The organism is Andreprevotia sp. IGB-42 (assembly GCF_009848685.1).
GTDB lineage: Bacteria > Pseudomonadota > Gammaproteobacteria > Burkholderiales > Chitinibacteraceae > Andreprevotia.
The window spans coordinates 158,279-182,254 of sequence record NZ_WXTX01000008.1 but is presented as its reverse complement, the minus strand read 5'-3'; the positions used below and the strand labels follow the sequence as shown (position 1 = coordinate 182,254).

The 23,976-nt window shown below is 62.0% G+C and carries 19 protein-coding genes and 3 tRNA genes; 14 read left to right on the top strand and 8 right to left on the bottom strand.

Annotated features, from left to right (window positions below):
* Window positions 1–44: 44 nt before the first annotated feature.
* The 3 genes from IGB42_RS13885 (at window position 45) to IGB42_RS13875 (ending at window position 340) form a co-directional block, all read left to right on the top strand.
* Window positions 45–120 (top strand) — tRNA-Gly (locus IGB42_RS13885).
* A 24-nt stretch (window positions 121–144) separates the two neighbouring features.
* A tRNA-Gly gene (locus IGB42_RS13880) sits at window positions 145–220 on the top strand.
* A gap of 46 nt (window positions 221–266) precedes the next feature.
* Window positions 267–340 (top strand) — tRNA-Cys (locus tag IGB42_RS13875).
* A gap of 91 nt (window positions 341–431) precedes the next feature.
* Here IGB42_RS13875 and IGB42_RS13870 read toward each other — a convergent pair.
* A complete protein-coding gene (locus tag IGB42_RS13870; protein ID WP_159672598.1) occupies window positions 432–1,646 on the bottom strand; it encodes an MFS transporter in 1,215 nt (404 codons plus the stop codon).
* Window positions 1,647–1,739: 93 nt separating this feature from the next.
* Here IGB42_RS13870 and IGB42_RS13865 point away from each other — a divergent pair, with 93 nt between their 5' ends.
* From IGB42_RS13865 to aroA, 5 genes are all read left to right on the top strand, one after another.
* Window positions 1,740–2,525, top strand: coding sequence for a helix-turn-helix transcriptional regulator (locus IGB42_RS13865; protein WP_159672596.1), 786 nt, complete (start codon window positions 1,740–1,742; stop codon window positions 2,523–2,525).
* Between the two features lie 76 nt (window positions 2,526–2,601).
* Entirely contained in the window at window positions 2,602–3,522 is a 921-nt protein-coding gene (locus IGB42_RS13860; RefSeq protein ID WP_159672595.1) for a branched-chain amino acid transaminase, read from the top strand.
* Between the two features lie 15 nt (window positions 3,523–3,537).
* On the top strand, window positions 3,538–3,744 hold the full coding sequence (locus IGB42_RS13855) for a zinc-finger domain-containing protein (RefSeq protein WP_159672593.1): 207 nt from the start codon (window positions 3,538–3,540) through the stop codon (window positions 3,742–3,744).
* Between the two features lie 189 nt (window positions 3,745–3,933).
* A complete protein-coding gene (gene waaF, locus IGB42_RS13850) occupies window positions 3,934–4,977 on the top strand; it encodes a lipopolysaccharide heptosyltransferase II (protein ID WP_159672590.1) in 1,044 nt (347 codons plus the stop codon).
* A gap of 10 nt (window positions 4,978–4,987) precedes the next feature.
* Window positions 4,988–6,283 (top strand): 3-phosphoshikimate 1-carboxyvinyltransferase, encoded by a 1,296-nt coding sequence (aroA, locus tag IGB42_RS13845; RefSeq protein ID WP_159672588.1) that lies wholly within the window; start codon window positions 4,988–4,990, stop codon window positions 6,281–6,283.
* Between the two features lie 119 nt (window positions 6,284–6,402).
* Here the strand turns inward: aroA and IGB42_RS13840 are convergent, their stop codons facing one another.
* Window positions 6,403–7,341 carry a DUF2950 domain-containing protein gene (locus IGB42_RS13840; protein WP_159672586.1) on the bottom strand — a complete coding sequence of 313 codons (939 nt, stop codon included), beginning with the start codon at window positions 7,339–7,341 and terminating at the stop codon, window positions 6,403–6,405.
* Between the two features lie 35 nt (window positions 7,342–7,376).
* On the bottom strand, window positions 7,377–8,588 hold the full coding sequence (locus tag IGB42_RS13835) for a DUF3300 domain-containing protein (RefSeq protein WP_201799940.1): 1,212 nt from the start codon (window positions 8,586–8,588) through the stop codon (window positions 7,377–7,379).
* Window positions 8,589–8,737: 149 nt separating this feature from the next.
* Here IGB42_RS13835 and IGB42_RS13830 point away from each other — a divergent pair, with 149 nt between their 5' ends.
* Window positions 8,738–9,160 (top strand): hypothetical protein, encoded by a 423-nt coding sequence (locus IGB42_RS13830; RefSeq protein ID WP_159672584.1) that lies wholly within the window; start codon window positions 8,738–8,740, stop codon window positions 9,158–9,160.
* A 74-nt stretch (window positions 9,161–9,234) separates the two neighbouring features.
* Here the strand turns inward: IGB42_RS13830 and IGB42_RS13825 are convergent, their stop codons facing one another.
* Window positions 9,235–10,089 (bottom strand): AraC family transcriptional regulator, encoded by an 855-nt coding sequence (locus IGB42_RS13825; protein WP_159672582.1) that lies wholly within the window; start codon window positions 10,087–10,089, stop codon window positions 9,235–9,237.
* 159 nt (window positions 10,090–10,248) lie between these two features.
* Here IGB42_RS13825 and IGB42_RS13820 point away from each other — a divergent pair, with 159 nt between their 5' ends.
* On the top strand, window positions 10,249–11,262 hold the full coding sequence (locus IGB42_RS13820) for a phytanoyl-CoA dioxygenase family protein (RefSeq protein ID WP_159672580.1): 1,014 nt from the start codon (window positions 10,249–10,251) through the stop codon (window positions 11,260–11,262).
* Window positions 11,263–11,360: 98 nt separating this feature from the next.
* Here the strand turns inward: IGB42_RS13820 and IGB42_RS13815 are convergent, their stop codons facing one another.
* Window positions 11,361–13,430, bottom strand: a complete 2,070-nt coding sequence (locus IGB42_RS13815; RefSeq protein ID WP_159672578.1) for a glycosyl hydrolase family 18 protein — start codon at window positions 13,428–13,430, stop codon at window positions 11,361–11,363.
* Window positions 13,431–14,270: 840 nt separating this feature from the next.
* Between IGB42_RS13815 and IGB42_RS13810 the strand changes: the two genes are divergently transcribed.
* On the top strand, window positions 14,271–15,857 hold the full coding sequence (locus IGB42_RS13810; RefSeq protein WP_159672576.1) for an aspartate:alanine exchanger family transporter: 1,587 nt from the start codon (window positions 14,271–14,273) through the stop codon (window positions 15,855–15,857).
* Between the two features lie 146 nt (window positions 15,858–16,003).
* Here IGB42_RS13810 and IGB42_RS13805 read toward each other — a convergent pair whose 3' ends face one another.
* A complete protein-coding gene (locus IGB42_RS13805; protein WP_201799939.1) occupies window positions 16,004–17,092 on the bottom strand; it encodes a citrate synthase/methylcitrate synthase in 1,089 nt (362 codons plus the stop codon).
* A gap of 101 nt (window positions 17,093–17,193) precedes the next feature.
* Here IGB42_RS13805 and IGB42_RS13800 point away from each other — a divergent pair, with 101 nt between their 5' ends.
* Entirely contained in the window at window positions 17,194–18,366 is a 1,173-nt protein-coding gene (locus IGB42_RS13800; RefSeq protein WP_159672572.1) for a citrate synthase, read from the top strand.
* Window positions 18,367–18,519: 153 nt separating this feature from the next.
* Window positions 18,520–20,055, top strand: a complete 1,536-nt coding sequence (locus tag IGB42_RS13795) for a BCCT family transporter (RefSeq protein WP_159672570.1) — start codon at window positions 18,520–18,522, stop codon at window positions 20,053–20,055.
* 98 nt (window positions 20,056–20,153) lie between these two features.
* Here the strand turns inward: IGB42_RS13795 and IGB42_RS13790 are convergent, their stop codons facing one another.
* Together IGB42_RS13790 and IGB42_RS13785 are read right to left on the bottom strand one after the other, a co-directional pair.
* Window positions 20,154–22,625 (bottom strand): ABC transporter permease, encoded by a 2,472-nt coding sequence (locus tag IGB42_RS13790; protein WP_159672568.1) that lies wholly within the window; start codon window positions 22,623–22,625, stop codon window positions 20,154–20,156.
* Entirely contained in the window at window positions 22,625–23,329 is a 705-nt protein-coding gene (locus IGB42_RS13785) for an ABC transporter ATP-binding protein (protein WP_159672566.1), read from the bottom strand. The genes IGB42_RS13790 and IGB42_RS13785 overlap by 1 nt, the downstream gene beginning before the upstream one ends.
* Between IGB42_RS13785 and IGB42_RS13780 the strand changes: the two genes are divergently transcribed.
* Window positions 23,328–23,945, top strand: a complete 618-nt coding sequence (locus IGB42_RS13780; RefSeq protein ID WP_159672564.1) for an arylesterase — start codon at window positions 23,328–23,330, stop codon at window positions 23,943–23,945. The genes IGB42_RS13785 and IGB42_RS13780 overlap by 2 nt on opposite strands.
* Window positions 23,946–23,976: the final 31 nt, after the last annotated feature.

Sequence of the window (23,976 nt, the reverse complement as noted above, 5' to 3'; positions counted from 1 at the left end):
GCCGCTGACCATAATGCGCTCCTCTGTTGCAAGACGAAGCAGACGCGGGATTAGCTCAGTTGGTAGAGCGATACCTTGCCAAGGTATAGGTCGAGAGTTCGAGCCTCTTATCCCGCTCCACCTACTTCGTCACAGCACTCAGATGCGGGATTAGCTCAGTTGGTAGAGCGATACCTTGCCAAGGTATAGGTCGAGAGTTCGAGCCTCTTATCCCGCTCCAGTTACCAGATGAATGGGAAAGATCAGTCTTTCCCATTTTTCTTGATGGCGCGATAGCAAAGCGGTTATGCACCGGATTGCAAATCCGTGTAGGTCGGTTCGACTCCGGCTCGCGCCTCCAGTATTTGAAAACCCGGTCCATGACCGGGTTTTTTCTTGCCTGCCATTCCTGCCGCACCGGCGGCCCATGCCGCCAGCCCGCACCATCACTATCATCGCTTGCGCTTGCGCATCTCCGGCAGCAACACTGTCAGCACGCCCAGCAGCGGCAGATACGCACACAGCCGGTACACCGCTTCGATGCCGTGCAGGTCCGCCAAATGGCCCAGCACGCCGGCCCCGATGCCGCCCATGCCGAAGGCAAATCCGAAGAACAGCCCCGATACCATCCCTACCCGCCCCGGCATCAACTCCTGCGCATATACCAGGATGGCCGAGAACGCGGATGCCAGGATGAAGCCGATCACGAAGGTCAGCACACCAGTCAACGCCAGCCCCACATGCGGCAAGGCCAACGTGAACGGCGCGGCACCCAGAATGGAGAACCAGATCACCCGCTTGCGGCCGATGCGGTCACCGATCGGCCCACCCAGGATGGTGCCGGCCGCCACCGCGAACAGGAACACGAACAGATAAAGCTGCGCGCCCTGCAACGGCAGATGAAAACGCTGGATCAGGTAGAAGGTGAAATAGCTGCTGATGCTGGTCAGGTAAAAGTACTTGGAAAACACCAGTACCATCAGCACCAGCATGGCCACACCCACCTGCCGGCTGGAAAAGCCATTCTCGACCACCACGCGTGCAGCCCGGGGGCGGGACAGATGCTGGCGCTGGTACCAGTTGCCGATCTGCCACAACACTGCCATGGCCAGCAGTGCCGCCAGCGCAAACAGCGCCACGCTGTGCTGGCCATGCGGAATGATCACCCACGCCGCCAAGAGCGGCCCCATGGCGCTACCGGCATTGCCCCCTACCTGGAACACCGATTGCGCCATGCCGTGCCGCCCACCGGAAGCCAGCCGCGCCACGCGCGACGATTCCGGGTGAAAGATGGATGAACCGGTGCCCATCAAAGCTGCCGCCACCAGCAGCGCACCAAAACTGGGGGCAAACGCCAGCGTCAGCAGGCCGGCCAAGCTGCAGGCCATGCCGAATGGCAACGCGTAGCGTTGCGGGTGCTGGTCGGTATACGCACCCACCAGCGGCTGCAGCAACGATGCGGTGACCTGGTAGGTAAAGGTGATCAGGCCGATCTGCGTAAAGCTCAGATGGAAGTTGCCCTTCAGCAGCGGGTAGATGGCCAGGATCAGCGACTGGATCATGTCGTTGAGGAAATGCGCGAAACTGATGGCGCCCAGCACATTGAACCCTGTGCGGGCAGCCGGTGTGCCGCCCGCTGCCAGCGTGGCGCTTTGCGTGTCACTCATGTCGTACTCCAGAATGGAATGGAATGGAATTGCCAATGCTAATTGCTTGCAAAGCGTCCGTCCTGCGAGAATAAGGCAGCAATCATCGCAAAAATGACAACAGTGACAGCAGACGACTTGCCGCCCCGTTACCTGCAATACCATCACAGTGACTTGCCGGTGGTGGCCATGGCAGTGGACTACGCACCGGAACACGCCACGCCATGGCATCAGCACCCGCATGCACAGCTGATCCACGCGGTACGCGGCGTGATGGTGATCGCCACCGCTGCCGGCAGCTGGGTGGTGCCACCCAGCCGTGCGCTGTGGATACCGGCTGGCGTGGAACACCATGTGCGCATGGTGGGCACGGTGCAGATGCGCACCGTGTTCATCCGGCCCGATGCAGCACCCGGCCTGCCGCAGCAGTGCGCGGTGCTGGCGGTATCGCCACTGATGCGCGAGCTGATCCTTGCCGCCATCGATCTGCCACGACCCTATCCGGAGGACTCCCGCGCCAGCCGGCTCAGCCGCTTGCTGCTGGATGAAATCCTGCTGCTGCCCACCTTGCCGCTGCACCTGCCACACCCGCGCGATGCGCGGCTGCAGGCCATCTGCGAGCAGTTGCTGGCCACGCCAGACCTGCCGGTCACCATTGCGCACTGGGCAACGCAGCTGAGCATCGATGCACGCACCATCCAGCGGCTGTTTGCACGCGAAACCGGCATGACCTTTGGCCAGTGGCGCCAGCAGGCCCGGTTGATGACCGCGCTGGAACAACTGGCTGGCGGCGCAAAGATCGTCGACGTGGCGCTCGACTGCGGTTACGACAGCCCGAGCGCGTTTTCAGCCATGTTCCGCCGCCACTTCGGTGTGGCGCCCAGTACGTTTTTCCGCTGATTGACGGGATGAACCACCGGGTTTTCCGCTACAATCTGGCGTTTTGCGATACCGATTTCTGGCTAGGAGAATACTCATGTCGATGGCTGACCGCGATGGCGTCATCTGGTACGACGGCAAGCTTGTCCCGTGGCGCGAAGCGACCACGCACGTACTGACCCACACACTGCATTACGGCATGGGCGTCTTTGAAGGCGTGCGCGCGTATGAAACCAGCAAGGGCGCGGCCATCTTCCGTCTGCAGGACCATACCAACCGCCTGTTCAATTCGGCCAAGATCCTCGGCATCAACCTGCCGTTCTCCAAGGAAGAAATCAACGCCGCGCAACTGTCGGTGATCCGCGAGAACAAGCTCGAATCGGGCTACCTGCGCCCGATGGCGTTCTACGGCCCGGAAAAGCTGGGCATTGCCCCGCCGGCCAACAACGTGCAGGTGATCGTGGCTGCATGGCCATGGGGCGCCTACCTGGGCAAGGAAGGTCTGGAGCGCGGCATCCGCGTGAAGACTTCCAGCTTCAGCCGCCATCATGTGAACATCACCATGTGCAAGGCCAAGGCCAACGGCAACTACATGAACTCCATCCTGGCCCATCAGGAAGCAGCGCAGGACGGCTACGATGAAGCACTGCTGCTGGACGTGGACGGCTACGTGGCCGAAGGCTCGGGCGAGAACGTATTCGTGATCCGCGCCGGCAAGCTCTACACGCCGGACCTGACCTCGTGCCTCGACGGCATCACCCGCAACACGGTGTTCCATATCGCCACCGAAATGGGCCTGCAGATCATCGAGAAGCGCATTACCCGCGATGAGCTCTATATTGCCGATGAAGCCTTCTTTACCGGCACCGCCGCTGAAGTGACGCCGATCCGCGAACTCGACAACCGTCCGATCGGCATCGGTTCGCGCGGCCCGATCACAGCGGAAATCCAGAAGCGTTATTTCGACATCGTGCAAGGCCGCGACGACAATCACGCAGACTGGCTGACGCTGGTTTGAGCTGAGGAACAGACGATGACCGTCCAGAAAGAAAATACCCAGCGCGTGATCGAGGTTGGCGCTGCCGACCTGCCGCTGCACTGCCCGACGCCGGACCAGATTGCCTGGAACGGCCACCCGCGCGTGTTCCTGCCGATCGAAAAGAAAGGCGAGGCGCTTTGCCCGTATTGCGGCACGCTGTACAAGCTGCGCGAAGGCGAAGTCATCAAGGGCCACCACTGATCAGCCAATAAAAAATCGCTGCGTTGTGCCGCGGGGTCGCTTGGCCTCGCCTACTTCGCAGGCTGCACCTCGCCGGCCGGTACCCTGCCAGCGCTGTTGCACTGATTTTTTTAGCCGCTCCGGCCGTGGCAGGCCAAGCCGCAAGTAACGACCAAAGCGGCGCACTGCGCCGCTTTGCAGTTGAAGTGAATGAAAAAAATCCTGATAGTCGCCCCCTCCTGGGTGGGCGACGCCATCATGGCCCAGCCGCTGTATGCGCGGCTGAAGGCGCAGCACCCCGGCGTACAGATCGATGTACTGGCGCCGGCATGGACGCGCCCGCTGCATGCACGCATGGCCGAGATCAGCGAATCATTCGACAACCCGTTCGGCCACGGCGAGCTGAAACTGGGCGCGCGCTGGCGCTTGGCACGCCAGCTGAAAAAACGTGGCTACGATCAGGCCATCCTGCTGCCCAATTCGCTCAAGTCGGCCCTGATCCCGTTTTTTGCCGGCATCCCCACCCGCACCGGCTGGACTGGCGAGGCGCGCCATGGCCTCGTCAACGACCTGCGCAAGCTCGACGCCGCTGCACTGCCGAAAATGGTCGAGCGCTTTGCCGCGCTGGCCGAAGCCCCCGACGAGCCACCGGCGCAGCCCATCCCGTTTCCGCAGCTGCATGTGGATGGCGCCGAGCGGCAAGCCACGCTGAACAGGCTGGACCTTAACCTTGCCCGCCCCATCGTGGCCTGTTGCCCCGGTGCCGAGTACGGCCCGGCCAAGCGCTGGCCAGCGCGGCATTTTGCCGAGTTTGCACGCGAGTGCCTGGCTCGCGGCCTGCAGGTATGGCTATTCGGCTCCGGCAAGGACAAGGAGATAGCCGACGAGATCGAAGCACTGGCCCCAGGTGTACACAATCTGGCCAGCCGTACCAGCCTGGCCGAGGCGATCGACCTGATGAGCTTTGCCAGCGTGGCCATCTGCAATGATTCCGGCCTGATGCACGTTGCCGCCGCATTGCGGGTGCCACTGGTGGCCATTTATGGCTCCAGCAGCCCCGGCTTCACGCCGCCGCTGTCGGCAGAGGCACAGATCGTCACGCTCGATCTCGATTGCAGCCCCTGTTTCGAGCGCACCTGTCCGCTCGGGCATATGAATTGCCTGAACCAACTGGGCCCGGATCTGGTTGGCGCCGCCGTTGCCCGGTTGCGCGCCGATATCTGGCCCCACCCCATCAACCTGACCAGAAGCTGAGACCACCGCCATGGCGTTCCTCGACCTTTCCCCGATTTCCCGCGTTGCCGGCACTGTGGATCTGCCTGGCTCCAAGAGCATTTCCAACCGCACCTTGCTGCTGGCCGCACTGAGCAGCGGCGAAACGCTGGTGAAGGGCCTGCTGGCCTCCGACGATACCCAACGCATGCTCGAAGCGCTGGCCGCGCTGGGCGTGCAGTGGGAACAACAGGGAGACAGCCGCGATTTCCGCATCCAAGGTTGCGGCGGCGATTTCCCGGTGAAGGATGCCGACCTGTTCCTCGGCAACGCCGGCACCGCGTTCCGCCCGCTGACCGCAGCGCTGGCACTGGCCGGTGGCCGCTACAAGCTATCCGGCGTGGCGCGCATGCACGAGCGCCCCATTGGCGATCTGGTCGACGCACTGCGCCAGGCCGGCGCGCAGATCGATTACCTGGGTGCCGAAGGCTACCCGCCGCTACAGATCAAGCCCGGGCAGATTGCCGGCAACCGCGTGGCGGTAAAGGGCAATGTATCCAGCCAGTTCCTTACCGGCCTGTTGATGACGCTCCCATTGACCGGCCGCGACTTCACCGTGGAAGTGATCGGCGAGCTGATCTCCAAGCCGTATATCGAAATCACCCTCAATCTGCTGGCGCGCTTCGGCATTCAGGTCACCCGCAACGGCTGGAATGAATTCGTGATTCCCGGTGGCCAGACCTATACCAGCCCGGGCGAGATCTTCGTCGAAGGCGATGCATCATCCGCTTCGTACTTCCTTGCCGCCGGCGCAATCGGTGCCACGGCAGCCAATCCGGTGAAGGTCACCGGCGTGGGCAAGCAAAGCATCCAGGGTGACGTGCGCTTTGCCGAAGCATTGGAAGCGATGGGTGCGGTGATCGAGCGCGGCGACAACTGGATTTCCGCCAGCATGCCGGCAGCGGGCAAGCTCAAGGCCATCGATATGGACTTCAACCATATCCCCGACGCCGCCATGACCATCGCCGTGGCTGCACTGTTTGCCGAGGGCACCACCACGCTGCGCAATATCGAAAGCTGGCGCGTGAAGGAAACCGACCGCCTGAGCGCCATGGCCACCGAGCTGCGCAAGGTGGGCGCCACCGTGGAAGAAGGCCAGGATTACCTGGTTGTCACCCCGCCGGCCGCCTTCATCGCCAATGCGGAAATCGGCACCTACGACGACCACCGCATGGCGATGTGCTTCTCGCTGGTGTCACTGGCCACATCGGTACGCATTCTCGATCCGGGCTGCACCGCCAAGACCTTCCCGACCTATTTCGATGAGCTGGCGCGTATCAGCCAGTAACACCGCCGTTGCCGGCCAGCCCTCCCTGCTGGCTGACCAGTGAGCCAGCCACAACCTGCTGCTCGCTACGAAAAAGCCGGCAATTGCCGGCTTTTTCCGTTCAGAACGCCACGCAACACTCAAGGCTGATCCGGTACCGCGGTCCAGCCCGGCCCCGGATCGAAACGGTTGATGCGTACAGCCTCGGCAGTGGTTTTCGCCCCCAGGTTCTTCTGGTAAACGGTGCCCTCATGATTGACGACAAAACTCATCACCCCCGAGCTGCCCCAGCGGGCCGGGTAGGCAATCAAGGCAAAGCCGCCCAGCATCTTGCCGCGCACCAGATAATCGTAGGCGCCGCCCTTGGCATTGGGGCCCTGTGCGGTCAGCACGCGGTAGTAATAGCCGTGGTAGGGAATGGGGGCGCTTCTCGCGTCGAACTTGTAGCCCTCACTGCGCGCCGCCGCAAACAGCGGTCCCAGCGGGCTGGGGTTTTCTCCCTCCGCGGTTGGCCAGTAAAGGCCATCGCGCTCGTCCGGTGAGCTGCTCAGGCGCTGCGCATAGGCAAACAGTGCATCGCGCTGCGGGTTTTGCAGGTAGTAGTCGTTCTGCGCATCCACATACGCGCGCGCGGCCTCGATAGCGGAGAGCTCATTCTGGCCAATGCGGCGATTGGCCAGCTCCTCGACACCGGCCTTGCCGTCAAAACGCCATGTCTTGCCGGTCTTGACGACGGGTGCGGGGAAAGGCCAGCCCTCGTTGCCGACTTCCAGCGTGGCGCGCTTGCCGGATGCATCGACCGCCACAGTATGTCCCGCCTCCCACGCGGCAACAAAACGCTCGGATGCCAAGCGGTCTGCCACCGGATCGCCACTATCCAGCAGCGAGGCCTGCTGCGGGCCGAACAACTGCTTCAAGGCCTTGGCGTTGCCGGTTCTGAATGCGTCAACCAAGGCTTCACTGGCGGCTTCGGGTGTTGCGAATGTCTGTACGGCAGCGTATGCCATGGGCGTAGCGGCGGGCAACAACAGCGCCAGCACCAGCAACCCTTGCCCTGTCAGCTTATGCGGGGAGACCATCTATGCATCCTCGTGGTTCAAAGGTTGGGCGCGTATCAGCGCCGGCGTGACGGTGCGCTGCGGGTGTGACCACCGCCACCACTGCGGGCGCGTGGTGCGGCACTGCTGCGATGAGTGGCTGCAGCGTTGCGGCTGCTGGCCCCGCGCGAACTCATATCGCGCGTTCTCCCCGCGTTATCCATACCCTGCAGTGCATTGCCCGAACGATCCGGACGTGTGTTACCGAGCTGGTTCGACCGCCCGCCCGCTTTACCAGCCGCATCATGCCGGCCGGCACCATCACGCCCACTACCATCACGCGAACCTGCTGCGCCGCCCTTGAAATCCTTGGCTGCACCGCCGGCAATATCGCTGCGACCTTGCTCGGCACGGCCACGGAACGCATCGCGCGATGCGGCGGTGTTCCGGGAAGCATCACGCCCGTAACGCTCGCGGGAGGCAGAGTCGCGGTACTGCACTCCTTTGCGGTGGTCCACGTTGTGGTTCCAGTTGCCGTTGGAGATATTGGTGCGGTTGAAATTGTTGTAGCGATTGACGTTGATGTTGACGTTGCCACCGCCCCAATTGCAGTTGCCCCACAATGCGGAGCCGATGGCCAGGCCGACACCGAAGGAAATGGCCGCCCCGGCCACATAGCCTGGCGGGTAGTAGTAATACGGCGAGTAATAGGGATAGGGCCAGGTGCCGTACACCACGGTCGGGTTGTAGGTGGGCACATAGACCACCTGTGGATCGGCCGGCTCGACCTTGATGACCGTGGTGCCGCTCTCCACCACCTCGCTCACCACCTGTTCCTTGCTCGATTTGAGATTGCCTTCGGCCTTGGCCTTGGCCCGCAATACCTGCACCGCATCGAGCACGTCTTTCTGCTGCGCGAGGAATGCGTCACCCAGCTTTTGTGTCCAGTCCAGCTTTTCGTTCATCATCGTCAGCACTTGCGGAAACGCCGCCAGCGATTTCACGCTGGCATCCCAACCCTGCTTCTGCATGGCATCTTCCAGCGCCTTGTCCTTGATGTTGGGGTTTGCCTTGGTCCAGCGTGCGGCCTCCACTACCTCCAGCGGGTACGTCGCAGCCATCAGTACCTGGGCAATCAACGCATCCGGATAGAGCGCGATGGGCGCAACCAGCGCTTCGATCTCTTCGGTCTTGAAGGATTGGGTACCCGCCTCATCTGCGGCCATGGCAACCGGCATGTACAGCCAGCCACACAAGGCGACCAGCAGGGTGCCAAACAGAGTATACAAACGGGACATCCGGGACATCGAGCCTCTCCATACGAGCACAGCAAGGTAATCTTAAGGTAGGCAATCGGGCCATCCGAGTCAAGGATAGATATTCCGGGCGCATGATTCTGTAGCGTCCCCCCATAGCGACCACTGACCGGCAACAAGCCATGACACGCACGCTCATTAACGAATATCGCCGCCCATGGAAACTGATCACGCTGTCAATCGGCATCGGCTTGCTGATCGCCGGCTCGATCTGCACCCCATCGCCGGACTGGGATATCCCCATCAGCTTCATCATGGCGCTGCTGGCCTACCTTACCGCGCCGTGGAGCTTGCGGGTGATCGTGGCGCGCCGCTGGCGCTGGTGGCCGGTGATGCTGTTTGCCACCTGGTTCACCGTGGATGGCTGCTACGCCATCTACTGGCACTATCAGGACCCGCAGGCGCTGATCTGGATGCGCGCAGCCAACTTTCCCGCTTCGCTCTCGCTGTATTGCTTGTGCGGATTGCTGTGGTATTACAACGGCAGCCTGGCCGGTTTGTGGCGGCGCTGGCGCCAGCGTATCCGCATCGATCACCCACGCTAGATTCAAACTGGCATACCACGCCACCAAATAAGGATGAACGATCTGCAGCGATATCCCCTGCCAATCAAAACAGGCTAACGCGTGTATTGCGCCCTGAATGCCTTGGGCGTGATGCCCTTGGCGGCCAGGAATTGCCGGTTGAAGTGCGCAAGGTTGTTCCAGCCCGCTTCGCTCGCAATCACCCCCACTGGCTTGGCGGTCTGGATCAGCAATTGGCAAGCATGGCCGATGCGTAGCTGGGCCTGGTATTCCAGTACCGTTTTGCCGGTATGCCGCTTGAAGAAACGGTGAAACGCGCCGACCGACAATGCCGCGTGGCCAGCCAGTGCAGCTACGCTGAGCGGCTCGGCAAAGTGGCTGTGCAGACGCTCCAGGATGCGGGCCAGCCTGTCCCGGCTGCTGTCTTGTGCAGGGGTAGCGGCCAATGCGGCCAGCGTTTGTGCGTGGCTATCTGCAGAGAGCTGCAGCAAGGCATCCAGCAGCACCGGGATGCGGCGCGCGGCGCTGAGTTCATTCAGCGACAGCAATAGCGGCCGCACACGCGCCGCCACCGCCGGCGAGAACGCCAGCCCCTGCGCGGCGTGGCTGGCCAGCAGGCGCAGCGGCTGCAGCTCCGGCATGCCGTCTACCAACTTATCCACCCATGCCCGGGTAAACCAAACTACCACCGCCAGCATGGGGCGGCTGCCGTCCAGCGGGGTATTGGATGACCAGGTGTGTGGCAGGTTGGGGCCGACCAACACCAGATCACCATCGTCGAAATCGGCAAAGTGATCGCCAACGTAACGCTGGCCACGCGCATTCACGGTAAAGGTCAGCTCGTACTCGGGGTGGTAGTGCCATTCAAACGGCAGCACCGGCAGCTCACGCCATAGCAGCGCCCATGATGCGCCACCCGGCACGGTGACATGTTCAAACTGCGGCCGCATTGCTCACCCTCAAGCCTCTTCATAACGTCAGTATCGTATCAATCAACATCATTGTCGGCGATATCCGGCTGCTGTCCGGTCAGCACAATGGCTGCACATCCCGAACACACAGCCAGCCTGCCACCGCAATACGGCACAGGCGCATACCGGAGCAGACACATGAACGACCGCTACAACTATGGCGACGCCCGCCCGGGCAACCCTTCCGTTGCCTATATCGAGCAACAGCAGCTGCACGAACTGACCAAGCAATTGCCGCTGCGCGTGCTGAGCGAGGCCGACTTTGCCCACTGGCAGCGCTACGGTTATGTGATCGTCAAGGATGCGATCAGTGCAGCGCAACTCAGGCGCACCACCGATTTCCTGTGGGACTTCCAGGAACTGGATCAACATGACCCGCAAAGCTGGAGCCGCCCGCAACTGCGCGAGAACGAAATGAAAGAGCTCAATGGCTCCGGCATGGTCGAGGCCTACCAGAACCAGGCGCTGTGGGATAACCGGCAAACGCCGCGCATCTACGATGCGTTCGTGGATATCTGGGATCGCGAAGACCTGTGGGTGACCATAGACCGCGCCAACCTCAACCCGCCCAACAACGGCCAGCGCCGCTTTGGCGGCTTCATCCACTGGGATGCCGATACCACGCTCACGCCGCTGCCGGTCAATGTGCAGGGGGTGCTGGCGCTCTCCGATACCACCGAAGAGGGTGGCGGCTTCCAGTGCATACCCGAGCTGTTCGAAAACCTGCAGGCATGGCGCGAAACCGCCCCGGCCGACCGCAACCCGTGGCAGCCGGATCTGGCCACCGTACCATGGCAACCGCGCTTCATCCCGATGAAGGCTGGCGAGCTGCTGATCTTCAACAGTCTGCTGGCGCATGGCATCAAGCCCAATACCTCTACCGACCAGGTACGCCTGGCGCAGTACATCGCCTTCACCCCGGCCGACGAGGCCAACAGCGAGCTGCGCGACTGGCGCGTGGGCAGCTGGTACAAGCGCGAGCCCGCGCGCGGCTATGCCTTCCCCGGTGATCCGCGCGGCTGGGAGCAAACGCGCTACCCGCGCGCGCAGCTGTCGCCCCTGGGGGAAAAGATCCTTGGCCTGGCCGATTGGGCGGATGGGCAGCGCGTGTTCGACCCCGCCGTGCAGTTTGGCGACTACCGCGCCAGCTGAGCACTACCCTCACCTGCTGCAGCACACATGAAAAAGCCCTCCCGGCGAACCGGGAGGGCTTCATTGCTGCTGTGTACTACAGCGTGCGAGACAACTGATTACTGGCGAATCTTGCTCAGTGCGTTCATCAGTGTTGCGCTGCTGTCATCACCATCGAGCGACCAGCTGAACATACCGCCCAGACCATTGGCCTTCGTGTAGTTGATCTTGGTCTGGATGACATCAGGCGTGTCGTACGACCAGAAGGTCGAACCGTCGAACTTCCACGACTGCTTGGTCACCGGGTGGACGTAGATCGTGCCGGCTGCGTTCTTCAGTACCTTGAAGTCCTCGATGCCGTTTTCGTAGGTGCCGTGTGCCGGTGTGGTCGCGGTCTGATACAGGCCGTTATTCACGTTCGGTACACCACTCCAGCCACGGCCGTAGAACGGCACGCCCAGGATGATCTTGTTGGCAGGCAGGCCGGCAGCAACAAGGTTCTTCACAGCATCATCGGTGTTGTAGTACGACGCAACGCCACGCTCGCCTGTCTTCGGATCCAGGTAGTTCGGGCTGGCCGGATCTGCATACAGGTTGGAGTGGAAGTCTGTCTTCGCCAGCGGGTTGGCGTTGTTCTCGCCAGCAGCATCCATGTAGCTGGTGCTGGTGTATTCCCAACCGCCGTGGAAGTCATACGTCATCAGGTTGACGAAGTCCATGTACTGACCGTACTTGGCAGGCTCTGTGTTCTCGATCTTGTCCTTGCCGGCAGACAGCGCGGTGGTCAACAGGTAATGCTTGTTGCCATTGGCTGCGCCCAGAACGTCGAGCTGTTCACGGAATTCCTTCATCAGCAAGGTGAAGTTCTGCTTGTCGGCAGGCGACAGGGTGTTATATGGCTGACCGCCACCGCCCGGGAATTCCCAGTCGATGTCCACACCGTCGAATACGCCAGCCAATGTACCAGCGCCGCCACGGCCGCTGTATGCAGGCAGGTTACCCTTGATGTAGATGTTCAGGCACGACGACACCAGTTGCTTGCGCAGTGCATCGGTTTGCGAAGCAGCCGAGAACCACTTGGACCATGTCCAGCCGCCCAGCGAGATGAAGATCTTCAGGTTAGGGAACTTGCCCTTCAGTGCCTTCAGTTCGCCGAAGTTACCAGCCAGCGGGGAATCCCAAGTGTACGGCTTGCTCGGGTCGACCAGGCGGGCCGGGGTGCGGCCGTAGTCTGCCCATGCATCGCCGCCGGTACCGGCATCCGGTGCCTTCGGTGTGCTGGCGCCCGATTCGAGCTTGTCGATGCCGGCGCCGCATTCGTAGCCACCGTTCTTCTGGTAGATGTTGCCGAATGCGTAGTTGACATAGGTCATCTTGGCGGCAGAACCGTTGTTGACGAAGTCAGCCACTTCGAACGCGCGGCCATAAACGCCCCACTGTGCGAAGTACGAACCCACTTCCTTGCTGCCGGTCGACGGCACCGGAGTGGCTGTCGGGCCCGGAACCGGTGTAGCGGTCGGGTTGACAGTCGGCTTCGGTGTAGCTGTCGGGCCTGGTACCGGTGTTGCTGTCGGGCCTGGTACCGGCGTGGCTGTCGGCTTCGGCGTTGCTGTCGGGCCCGGAACCGGGGTCGCTGTCGGTGTGGAGCCACCGCATGCACCCAGATCGGTCCATGGCTGGCCATCCCCAGTGCTCGACGACGGGATATTGCCCTGTGTCCACCATTTGGCGGAGTAGTTGCGGCCGTTGTAGGTCACTTGTGCGCCGCCGTTGTAGGCAGTGCTGCTGTTCCATGCCTGGTAACAGCTGGTGCCCGGTACCGGTGTTGCTGTCGGGGCAGCAGTCGGGCTGGCTGTCGGAACAGCGCTCGGCTTGGTAGTCGGTGCAACGGTCGGTACAACGCTAGGCTTGGCCGTCGGAGCTACGGTCGGGGCAACTGTCGGAACAGCTGTCGGCGTACCGGTGCTGACACCCTGATCGGCCCACAGTGTCGGGGTGTTGGACGGAGTCCAGCCAGCGCCGACATAGGCAGTGTGGGTAACCAGTGCCTTGTAGTCATGACCCGCGTAGCTGACTACTGTGCCTGCGGTATAGGTCTGGCCTTCCTGCCATGCCGGGGCGGCATAGGCGCTCATGGCCAGTACGGCCGCTGGCAATGCAGCCAGCGTAAATCGATTGAATTGCATCATTGCTCAATTCTCCGTCCATCTTCATTTTTTTGGGTGGTTTCCAGCGCGCCCAGCTCATTGCGCCAGTGGTGCGGAATACGCAGTCAGCAAACAGAAAGCATTGTTGAGTGCATATCCGCCCAGGCATCGCAGCCGGTGCTCTTGCCACGATGGCGCTCATTACTGCTCAGAGCGGTTTGCCGTGTCAAGACATGAAAATCATCACTTCTTGATCTGGCGTTTTCAGGCAGTTTTCACATGTAACAAGAACTACATGAAATCCCTAACAAGCTGATATTGCAACGCAATAAAATGTCATCAGCATGCGATAGCAACGGCAAAATAAGCCAAAATATGCATGCTGCATTGCAATATAAAGCACCTGCTGTTGTATCTGCCGGTGACGCAAACCGGGCATTTTCCGGTTGGAAAACTACAAAACATTTTTGTACAGACTTGCAGTTTTCAGGAACTTTTTGATCGGAATGTCACACATCAGAAATACATAATATTTCAATAAGACAACACCAGAAGAAAGTAGGACAAAGAAATCACCAAGCTCATGCAAGCACTCGCAAAGTTTGAAGAAGGTAAAGGCGGGCAGTGCATTGCGGTGCAGCATCCAATTTGCCCTATCAAGCCGGCCAGCATGCGCTGTGCTGTCAGCTTGTACTGACCGGGTGCGGATATGGCACCACACGGGCAAATGCCTCCGGATTTCTCACCACTGGCCCGGTTGTTGGCACCGCCCAAAAGCGGGGGCCACCTGCGTGCGTGCCCCCGTGGCTGGCAGATGAAACAGGCCATCTGATCGGGCCATGCAACGCAAGCTGTACTAGAAAGATCAAAAGGAGATGCACCGTGGACCTGATCAGAACCCTGTTCGAACAGCAGCCATTGATGGCGATGTTCCTCACCATTGCCATCGGCTCGCTGCTGGGGGAGCTCAACATCAAGGGCTTTTCGCTCGGGGTGGGGGCGGTGCTGTTCGTGGCACTGGTGGTGGGCTGGTTTGCCCCCAAATCTGCGCCAGCGCCCATGGTGGGCTCGCTGGGGCTGGCGTTGTTCCTGTATACGGTGGGGGTGCAATACGGCAAACAGTTCTTTGCCGGCCTGACCAGCGTGGCCGGCCGCCGCGCCAACATCATGGCGCTGGCGGGGGTGGCCAGTGCCGGCATCGTCAGCCTGCTGATCGTGAAATGGCTGGGCTTGCAGCCCGGTTTTGCGCTGGGGCTATTTGCCGGCTCCGGCACCAGCACGGCCGCGTTGCAGGCCGCCATCGTCAGCCTGGGCAACGATGACGCGGCGGTGGGCTACTCGGTGTCCTACCCGTTTGGCGTGGCCGGGCCTATCTTGATTCTGTACATCGTGTTCACGCTGCTCAAGCCCAGGATCGATATCGCCACCACTGCCGGCATCGAAGTACTGGAAATCGCCGTGCGCAACCCGGCGCTGTTCGGCAAGACACTGGGCGAAGTCACCGCGGAACTGCCCGCCGGCATGCAGCCAGTGGCGCTGCGCACTGCGCATCATAACCAGCCAGCATCGCCTGACCTGCTGATCGGGGAAGATGACGTACTGCTGTTCATCGGCCCCAGCAAGGAGATGCTCGCGCAGGCCAGCAGCTTCCTGGGCGAGGCCGCCCCCGGCCGCATGATGCGCGACCGCAGCGATATCGACTACCTGCGCGTATTCGTCTCCCGCGCCAGTGTGGCCGGCAAGACATTGGGTGAGCTGAGTTTGCCCGGCAACAAGGCCGCCATCATCGCCCAGCTGCGCCGCGGCGATACCGACATCCTGCCGCGCCCGGATCTGATCCTAGAGTTCGGCGACCGCATCGGCCTATTGGCCAACCGCGGCGATTTCGGGGCACTGCAGGATTACTTTGGTGATTCGATCAAGGGTACGGCCGAACTCAGCTATATCTCCATCGGCCTGGGCATGGCGCTGGGCTTTTTGCTGGGCGCCATCCAGTTTCCGTTACCGGGCCTGGGCAAGCTGGCGCTGGGCCTCTCCGGCGTGCTGATCATGGCGCTGATCCTCGGCAAGCTACGCCGTACCGGCAGCGTGAACTGGAGCATTCCGCTTTCCGCCAACCTGGTGATCCGCAACCTGGGCCTCACGCTGTTCCTGGCGCAGGTGGGCATGTCGTCCGGCCCCAAGTTTGCCGCCACCGTATCGGATACCGGCCTGCTGATGCTGGGGCTGGGGGCGCTCATCCTGGTGGCACTGGTACTGCCGGTGCTGATTCTTGGCCTGTGGGTATACCGCATGCCGTATGACGAGATTGCCGGCATCGTTGCCGGTGCCTGCGGCAACCCCGCCATCCTGGCGTACGCCAGCCGCCAAACGTCTACCGAACGGCCTGACGTCTGCTACGCGATGATCTTCCCGGGCATGACGATCGTGAAGATACTGTTTGTGGATGTGGTGGCGCGGTTGTTGTGACGGCGTATCCGAATAAGCCCAAGCATTGCCATACAACCCGCAGTCAACAAGACCTTTCGATAATCGGGCCGACGCCACCGTATCAGCACAAGACTGCCATCAGGCGGTAGCGCCAGCCATATTTCAGCTACAGCTCCTGCTGCACCTCATGCGGGCAGGCCGATGGCTGGCCTGACGCCGATATAACGCGATTGGGGACGGATCAGCCGGCCATGCAGCACCTGCTCCTTGGCATGCGCAATCCAGCCTGCAACCCTGCCGCTGGCAAACACGCAAGTGAACAAACCACGGTCAAATCCCAGCATATCCAGCAACAAGGCGGTATAGAACTCGACATTGGTCTGTAATGGCCGCCCCGGCTTGAGCCGCTGCAATACCTCGATTGCGGCAACTTCGACGGCTTCAGCCAATGCCAGGCGCGGGGAAGGCAAATCGTCGTCGGCAACCAGCGCGCCGAGTGCAGCCTTGAGTGCATCAGCCCGCGGATCACGCACCCGGTAAATGCGGTGACCGAACCCCATCAGCCGCTGCCCTTGCAGCACTGCGGCCTCCAGCCAGGCAACGGCGTATTCGGGGTGGCCGATGGCGTCGATCATATCCAGCACCGGGCCAGGCGCACCGCCATGCAGAGGGCCTTTCAATGCACCGATACCCGCAAGGGTGGCGCAGGTGAGACCGGCGCGAGTGGACGCAACAACGCGCGCGGCAAAGGTTGACGCATTGAGGCCATGATCAGATACCGTTATCAGATAACGATCCAGCGCACGGGCGCGTGCCAGCGTATTGGGCAGACCAGCCATGCGCAGCATGTCGGCAGCGTGTCCGAGGCTGGCATCAGGGGCCTGCGGTGGCAGCCCCTTGCGCAAGCGGATCAACCCGGACGTGAACACGGCTGGTGCGGCGATCAAACGCAGCGCAGTATCCAGATCTTCGCCGTCGCCAATGCGTGCAACCAGCGCGCACATTGCGTTGGCCGGATCCAGATGCAGCAAGGTTGCGTCCACCACAAGTAGTTGCTCGAATACCTGGAGGCGTGCCTGTCCCAATGCATCGGCAAACACGTCATCTTCAGGCAACGCATCGAATAACCCCGCCAGCAACAGCGCGGCCACCTGCTCAAAAGTCCCCGTTGTCGCCAGGTCTTCCAGGCTGCGGCCTGCAATGATCAGCGTGCCCCGCTCCCCGTCTACTTCCGATAATGCCGTCTCAGCGGCGATTACATCATCCAGACCCATTGCATGCTCTCCAATGAACTTGCGAACCGTTCGCCAAGCCATTCTGAGCGGTTTAATATTGACGTCAATCTTGATGAAAACCATCAACATAAAGGCCGGATATGGCGTGGATTTCTACTGCAGAAGCGCTGGCAATGCTGGATGTAAAAGCGCAAACCCTCTACGCCAATGTCAGCCGCGGCAAAATCCGCGCCAAAGCAGATCCGGCTGATCCCCGGCGCAGCCTGTATTTTCATGACGACGTCGCGCAACTGGCTGGTGGCAGCGCCGGCAGGCGTAAAGTGGAAAAGGTTGCAGCAGATGCAATCGACTGGGGCGATCCTGTCCTCCCCTCGGCCATTTCCACTGTGGCACAGGGATGCCTGTGGTTTCGTGGCCAGAATGCCGTCAAGCTCGCTGCCGATCACGATCTGGAATACGTTGCCAGCCTGCTATGGGGTGGGGGCACCATCGCTGTATCAGCGCCACTTCCGGCAGAATGTGTAGCGGCAGCTGCACGGCCCGAGCCCGACGCCTTATGCCGCGCCATGACGGCCATGGCGATGCGCAGCGCCAGCGACCTGCCGTCGTACGGCCGGGCATCTGCGGCGCTGCGTCTGGAAGCACCGCACGTATTGCTGACCTTGTTCTGTGCCGTTCTACAATCGACACCGGATATCGACACACCAGATCTGGCCGGCTGGATCGCCCGACGTTGGCAGCGCCCAAATGCAAGCGCAGCAATACGATGCGCGCTGGTCTTGCTGGCGGATCACGAGCTGAATGCATCCACCTTTGCCACTCGGGTTGCCATTTCCACAGGGGCCAGTCTTTCTGCCGGGGTTCTGGCTGGCTTGGCCGCTGCCAGCGGCCCTTTGCATGGCAGCGCCTCACTGGCGATCACCCGCCTGCTGGAGGCGATCAACCACGAGGAAAAGCCAGCGGCGCTAACGCGCTGGCTGCGGCAAGGTCAGGGGCTGCCGGGTTTCGGGCATCGGCTCTACCCGGATGGGGATCCCCGAGCGGTCATCTTGCTGGACGCACTCACACTTCCGCCGATTTATGCGGCGCTGGCCCAAGATGCAGATCGGCTGGTTGGTGAACGTCCCAATATCGATTTCGCCCTGGCGGCACTGGCGCGCATTCATGATCTGCCACCAGACGCACCTATGCTGCTCTTTGTGCTTGCACGCTGCGTGGGCTGGCTGGCACATGCAATGGAACAAGCGCAGGCCGCACGCCTGATCAGGCCACGCGCGCGTTATGTGGGGCCACCACTGCAAAGCGACTTGTGAGATTGTTTGCAGCACGGCGCTGCAATCTGGCAGGGCAAACGGCCACTCACGAGCAATGCAAGGCAATGTTCACGCGGCCATATTGCCATTTGACACAAAGCGTGCAAAATCAATCGCTTATAATTCATGCCTCAAGCATAAAGAGGGGTTTGCATGGTTTTTGCCATCTCACTTGCGATTGCAATCGGTTTTGTCCTCTGGGGGGTGATCGCCCCCGCCTCGATGACCGCCATCACGCAGATGATGCTGTCTGCCACCATCGGCGGTTTTGGCTGGTTCTATCTGCTGGCCGTTTTTGGCTTTCTGGTGTTTGCCGTTTACCTGGCATTCGGGCGCTTCGGCAAGATCCGCCTGGGCGGCGATGATGCCGAGCCGGAATTCAGCCGCACCAGCTGGTTTGCCATGCTGTTCTCCGCTGGTATGGGGATCGGCCTGGTGTTCTGGGGCGCGGCGGAACCGCTGGCCCACTTTGCCACCCCGCCGTCCGGTGATCCGCTCACCGCAGATGCCGCGCGCATTGCATTGCGCTATACCTTCTTCCACTGGGGCCTGCACCCTTGGGCCATCTATAGCGTGATGGGCCTGACCATTGCCTATTTCAGCTTCAACCGCAAATTGCCATCACTGGTTTCCGAGGCTTTCCGCCCCTGGCTGGGCAAGCATGTCGATGGCGTGTTCGGCAAGGTGGTGGATATCCTTTCCATCATTGCCACCGCCTGCGGTGTGGTCACCTCGCTGGGCCTGGGCACGCTGCAGATTGCCGGCGGCCTGGTGCATACGCTGGGCGTGCCCGATAGCGATGCGCTGCACGTTGCCATCATCGTGGTAGCCATGGGGATGGCGTTGATTTCCTCGATGACGGGGGTGGGGCGCGGCGTCAAGTGGCTGTCCAACCTGAATGTGGCCATTGCCTTGCTGCTGCTGACCGCAGTAATCGTGCTGGGGCCCACGCTGTTCATTTTTGAATCGTTCACCACCACGCTGGGTGGCTATATCGACAACCTGTCGTACATGAGCCTGCGCCTTACCCCCTTCAGCAAGGGCTCGTGGGTGGCGGACTGGACGCTGTTCTACTGGGCATGGTGGATTACCTGGGCACCGTTCGTGGGCTTGTTCATTGCACGTGTTTCCAAGGGCCGTACCATCCGCGAGTTTATCGTCGGTGTACTGCTGGCGCCCAGCCTGGTGAGCTTCCTGTGGTTCTCCGCCTTTGGTGGCGCCGCCATCCACCAGCAATTGCTGGAAGGCGTGAACCTGCTGGCCGTGCACACGCAGGATTATTCCAAGACACTGTTTGCCATGCTGGAAGCGTTGCCGCTGGCCAAGACCTTGTCGATCCTGGCATTGCTGCTGATCGTGAGCTTCTTTGTCACCTCGGCCGATTCCGCCAACCTGGTGCTGGCCATGCAATCCACCCGCGGCAAGCAGAACCCGCCGGCCTGGATCAAGCTGGTGTGGGGCCTGGTGATTGGCGCCATGGCTATCGTGCTGCTGTTCAGCGGCGGCCTGAAGGCACTACAGACGCTTTCCATCGTGGCGGCACTGCCGTTTGCGCTGATCATGGTGGGGCTGTGCGTGGCGCTGTACAAGGCACTGGCAGAAGACGAGCGCGTGCTGGAGCGCAAGGAAAAAGCCCGCCGCCACGCGGTAGATGCGATGCTGACGCGGGAGCCCACGCTGGGCGACTAACGCCATCACTGATTGATTCCGGGTTGGCATGCAAAACGGCCACCAGTCTGTTGCACTGGTGGCCGTTTTTTCATGCCCGCTGGCAAATCGCCACGCACTCAACCCGGATCGCGGATCAGCTCCAGCGCGGTGGCACGGGCCAGACGCCTGCGCTCCCATGCAGTGACCAATGCTGCCAGCGCCAGGCCGGTCAGCGTGCTGTACACCGGCAGCAACCAGTTGATGGCAACCGGTAATTCCAGCACGTATTTGCCGATGGCCCAGCCGCAGATGCTGGCGGCCACGCCGGCCACGAGGCCTGCCGATGCGCCGATGGCGGCGCCTTCCCGCCACAGGATTGCGCCGATCTGCCCGCGCGTGGCACCCAGTGCGCGCAGTACGGCGATTTCGCGGTGGCGCTCCGGCGCAGTGGTTTCCAGTGCGGCCAGCAGCACGGTGATACCGGCAGCCAGGCAGAATGCAAACACCAGCCGCAATGCGCCGGATACCAGGTTCAGCACGCGGCGCACCTCGGCCAGCACCGCACCCACATCGATCAGTGTGATATTCGGGAACTGCCGCGACAACTTGGCCACGCGCTCGCCATTGCCGGATGGCAGATGGAAGCTGGTGATCATGCTGGTAGGTGCATCCTTGAACAATTCCGCGGTGCCCACCACGAAGAAATTGACCCGGAACGAATCCCAATCCACCTGGCGCAGGTTGACCACCTTGGCGCTGACGAGTGTGCCGGCCACGTCGAAATCCAGCCGGTCACCCAGCTTGATGCCCAGGGTTTCTGCCAGCCCGCTTTCCACCGAGAAACCGGGTTCGCTGGCCTTCAATGGCACGCCGGCAGTCAAGCGATTGTCCGCACGCAATGCCTCACCCCACGACAGATTGAATTCCCGCTCGGACAGCCGGCGTGCGCGATCCTCGGCAAAATGCTCGGCCAGGATGGGCTTGCCATTCAATGCCACCCAGCGGCCGCGTATCATCGGCTGCAATACCGGTGCCTCCACACCCATGCCTTGCAGCGCGGCCTTGAAATCCTGCGCCTGATCCGGCTGGATGTTGATGGCAAACTGGTTGGGCGCATTGGCCGGCAGCTTGTTTTGCCACGCAGACAGCAAATCACCTTCTACCGAGGTCAGCAGCCACACACCCAGCAAACCCACGGTCAGCGCCGCCAGCTGGGCGGCGGCCAGCCAGCGCCGGCGCAGCAACTGCCGTACGGCGATGCGCGCGGCAAAGTCCTGCGCGAAGCTGGCCCATGCCCTTACCAGCAACCAGCCGATCACCCCGGCAACCAGCAAGGCAGCGACGATACCGCCGGCCACCAATGCGGCCAGCTGCAGCGTGCCGGCCACCCACCACAACAGCGCCAGCGCGGCACCGCCGGACAGCAGCAGCGATAGCCACAGCCGCGGTGGCGCCATCAGCTCGCGCCGCAACACCTTCAGCGGTGGCGTGGCGGCCAGTTGCAGCAACGACGGCCCGGCCACCCCCACCAGCAGCACAAATCCGAACAGGCTGGCGGATAGCCACGGCAGCGCCGTACCGCTGGATAGCGCCGACGGCAACTGATCGCGGATGGCCCACGCCAGGATCTCCTGCGCGCCCCAGCCCACCGCCCCGCCAGCCAGCGCAGCAGTAAAGAACAGCAACAGCAGCTCGCCCAGCAACAAAGTGCGGATTTGCCGGCGATTGGCACCCAGCGTGACGAACAGCGCCACCGCATCGGCCCGGCTGCTGGCATGGCGGCGCGCAGCCAGCAGGATGGCCACGGCGGAGAGCGTGGCAGCCAGCAGCGTAACCAGCCGCAGGAAGCTCTCTGCCCGCTCCAGCGCCACCTTTACCTGCGGCTGTGCCTCGCGCACGTCTTCCAGCCGCTCGCCGCGGCCCAGCCGGGGTGTAATCGCTTTCTTCCACGCAGCAACATCCTGCGGCTTGCCGGCCGCCAGCAAACGGTATTTCACCCGGCTGCCAAAGCCGATCAGCCCGGTGGCCGGCAAGTCTGCAGCGTTCATGATCAGCCGCGGCTGCAGGCTGGCAAAATCCACTGCCGCATCCGGCTCCTTGTCGATCAGCGCGGCCACGGTGAAGTTGCTGCTGCCCAGCCGCAGGCTATCGCCCACTTTCAGTTGCAGCCGCGTTGCCAAGCGTGGGTCCAGCCATACCTGTGCGGCAGGCGGCGGGCCGGATGCATTGATGGACCGCACCGCGCCACCGGCGCCCGGCACGCTCAATACCAGCTTGCCGCGTAACGGGTATGGCCCGGCCACCGCCTTCACGCTGGCCAGCACGGCGGCATCGCCCGCGCCCGCCATGCTGGGGAACGCGGCAATATGCGCCAGCTGCAACCCGCGCTGTTCGGACGTTGCCACGGTGGCGGCAGGTATTGCATGATCGGCCGTCAGTACGGCATCGGCCGCCAGCAGGTTGTTGGATTCGGTATTCATCAGCCGCGACATGCGCTCGGCAAACAGGCCCACCGCGGTGAGCGCGGCAATGGTGACGATCAATGCGGCCAGCAAGGTGCGGTAGTGGCCGGCGCGCAGCCCGCGCAAGAACTGCCTGAGCGCCAGCATCACAGGTTTTCCTGTTCGGTGACGCGGCCGGCGGCCAGCCGCAGCCTTGCCCCGCAGCGTGCAGCCAACTGGTTGTCGTGGGTAACCAGCACCAGCGTGGTCCCGGTTTCGCGGTTCAGCTCGAACAGCAGATCAGCCACCTGCTCGCCGGTGTGGGTATCCAGGCTGCCGGTCGGCTCATCGGCAAACAGCAATTGCGGCCTGGCGGCAAACGCGCGCGCCAATGCCACCCGCTGCTGCTCGCCGCCCGACAGCGTACGCGGCGTGTGATCCACACGGCTGGCCAGCCCCACACGCTGCAGCCATTCGCGCGCGGTGGCCTCCAGCGCCTTGCGCGGCTGGCCTTTGCCCGCATGCAGCTCCAGCGGCAGCATCACGTTCTCCAGCGCGGTCAGCTCGGGCAGCAACTGGAACGACTGGAACACGAAACCGGCATAGCGGGCACGCAAACGGGCGCGGCCATCTTCATCCTGTTTGGACAACGCCTCGCCAGCCAGCCACACTTCACCGCGTGACGGGGTATCGAGCCCGGCTAGCAAGGCCAGCAACGTGGATTTGCCCGAGCCGGATGCACCAACGATGGCAAGGCTGCTGCCGGGGGCCAGGCTGAACGATACGCCGGCCAGGATGTCCAGTTCACCATCGGCAACCACCACGTGCTTGCCCAGGTTTTCAGTACGTAGCAAAGGAGATGTATCGGTCATGAAGCGGTTCTTGTTCTGGTTGGTCGGAGTTGCTGGCCTGGTGCTGGCGCAATGCGCATGGTCTGCGGAAAAGCCGGTGTTGCTGGTATTCGGTGACAGCCTTTCGGCCGGTTACGGCTTGCCTGCCGCGCAGGCGTGGCCGGTACATCTGGGCAAGATACTCGATGGCCAAGGCAAGAATATCCAGGTGATCAACGCCAGTGTGTCAGGTGAAACGACCGCCGGCGGGCTGACGAGGTTCCCGCAGGCACTCAAACAGCATAAGCCCGGCTGGGTGGTGATCGAGCTTGGCCCCAACGATGGCCTGCGCGGGCTGCCACTCGACAAGGCCAAGGCTAATCTTGTGGCGATGGTGAAACAGGCAAGGGCTGCCGGTGCAAAAGTGCATCTCATCGGCATGCAGCTGCCGCCCAATTTCGGCCCCGACTACACCAAACGCTTTGCCGGCATGTATGGCGAAATTGCCAAAGAACAGAAAACCGGCCTGACGCCCTTTCTGCTGGCGCCCGCCATCAACCATGCAGACTGGTTCCAGGCCGACCAGCTGCATCCTACCGCACAAGCGCAGCCCGCCATCGCCGCCATGGTGGCCAAAGACCTGGCGCCGTTACTGTAAACGGCCGGGCAGCCACGGCAAGCAGCTGCGA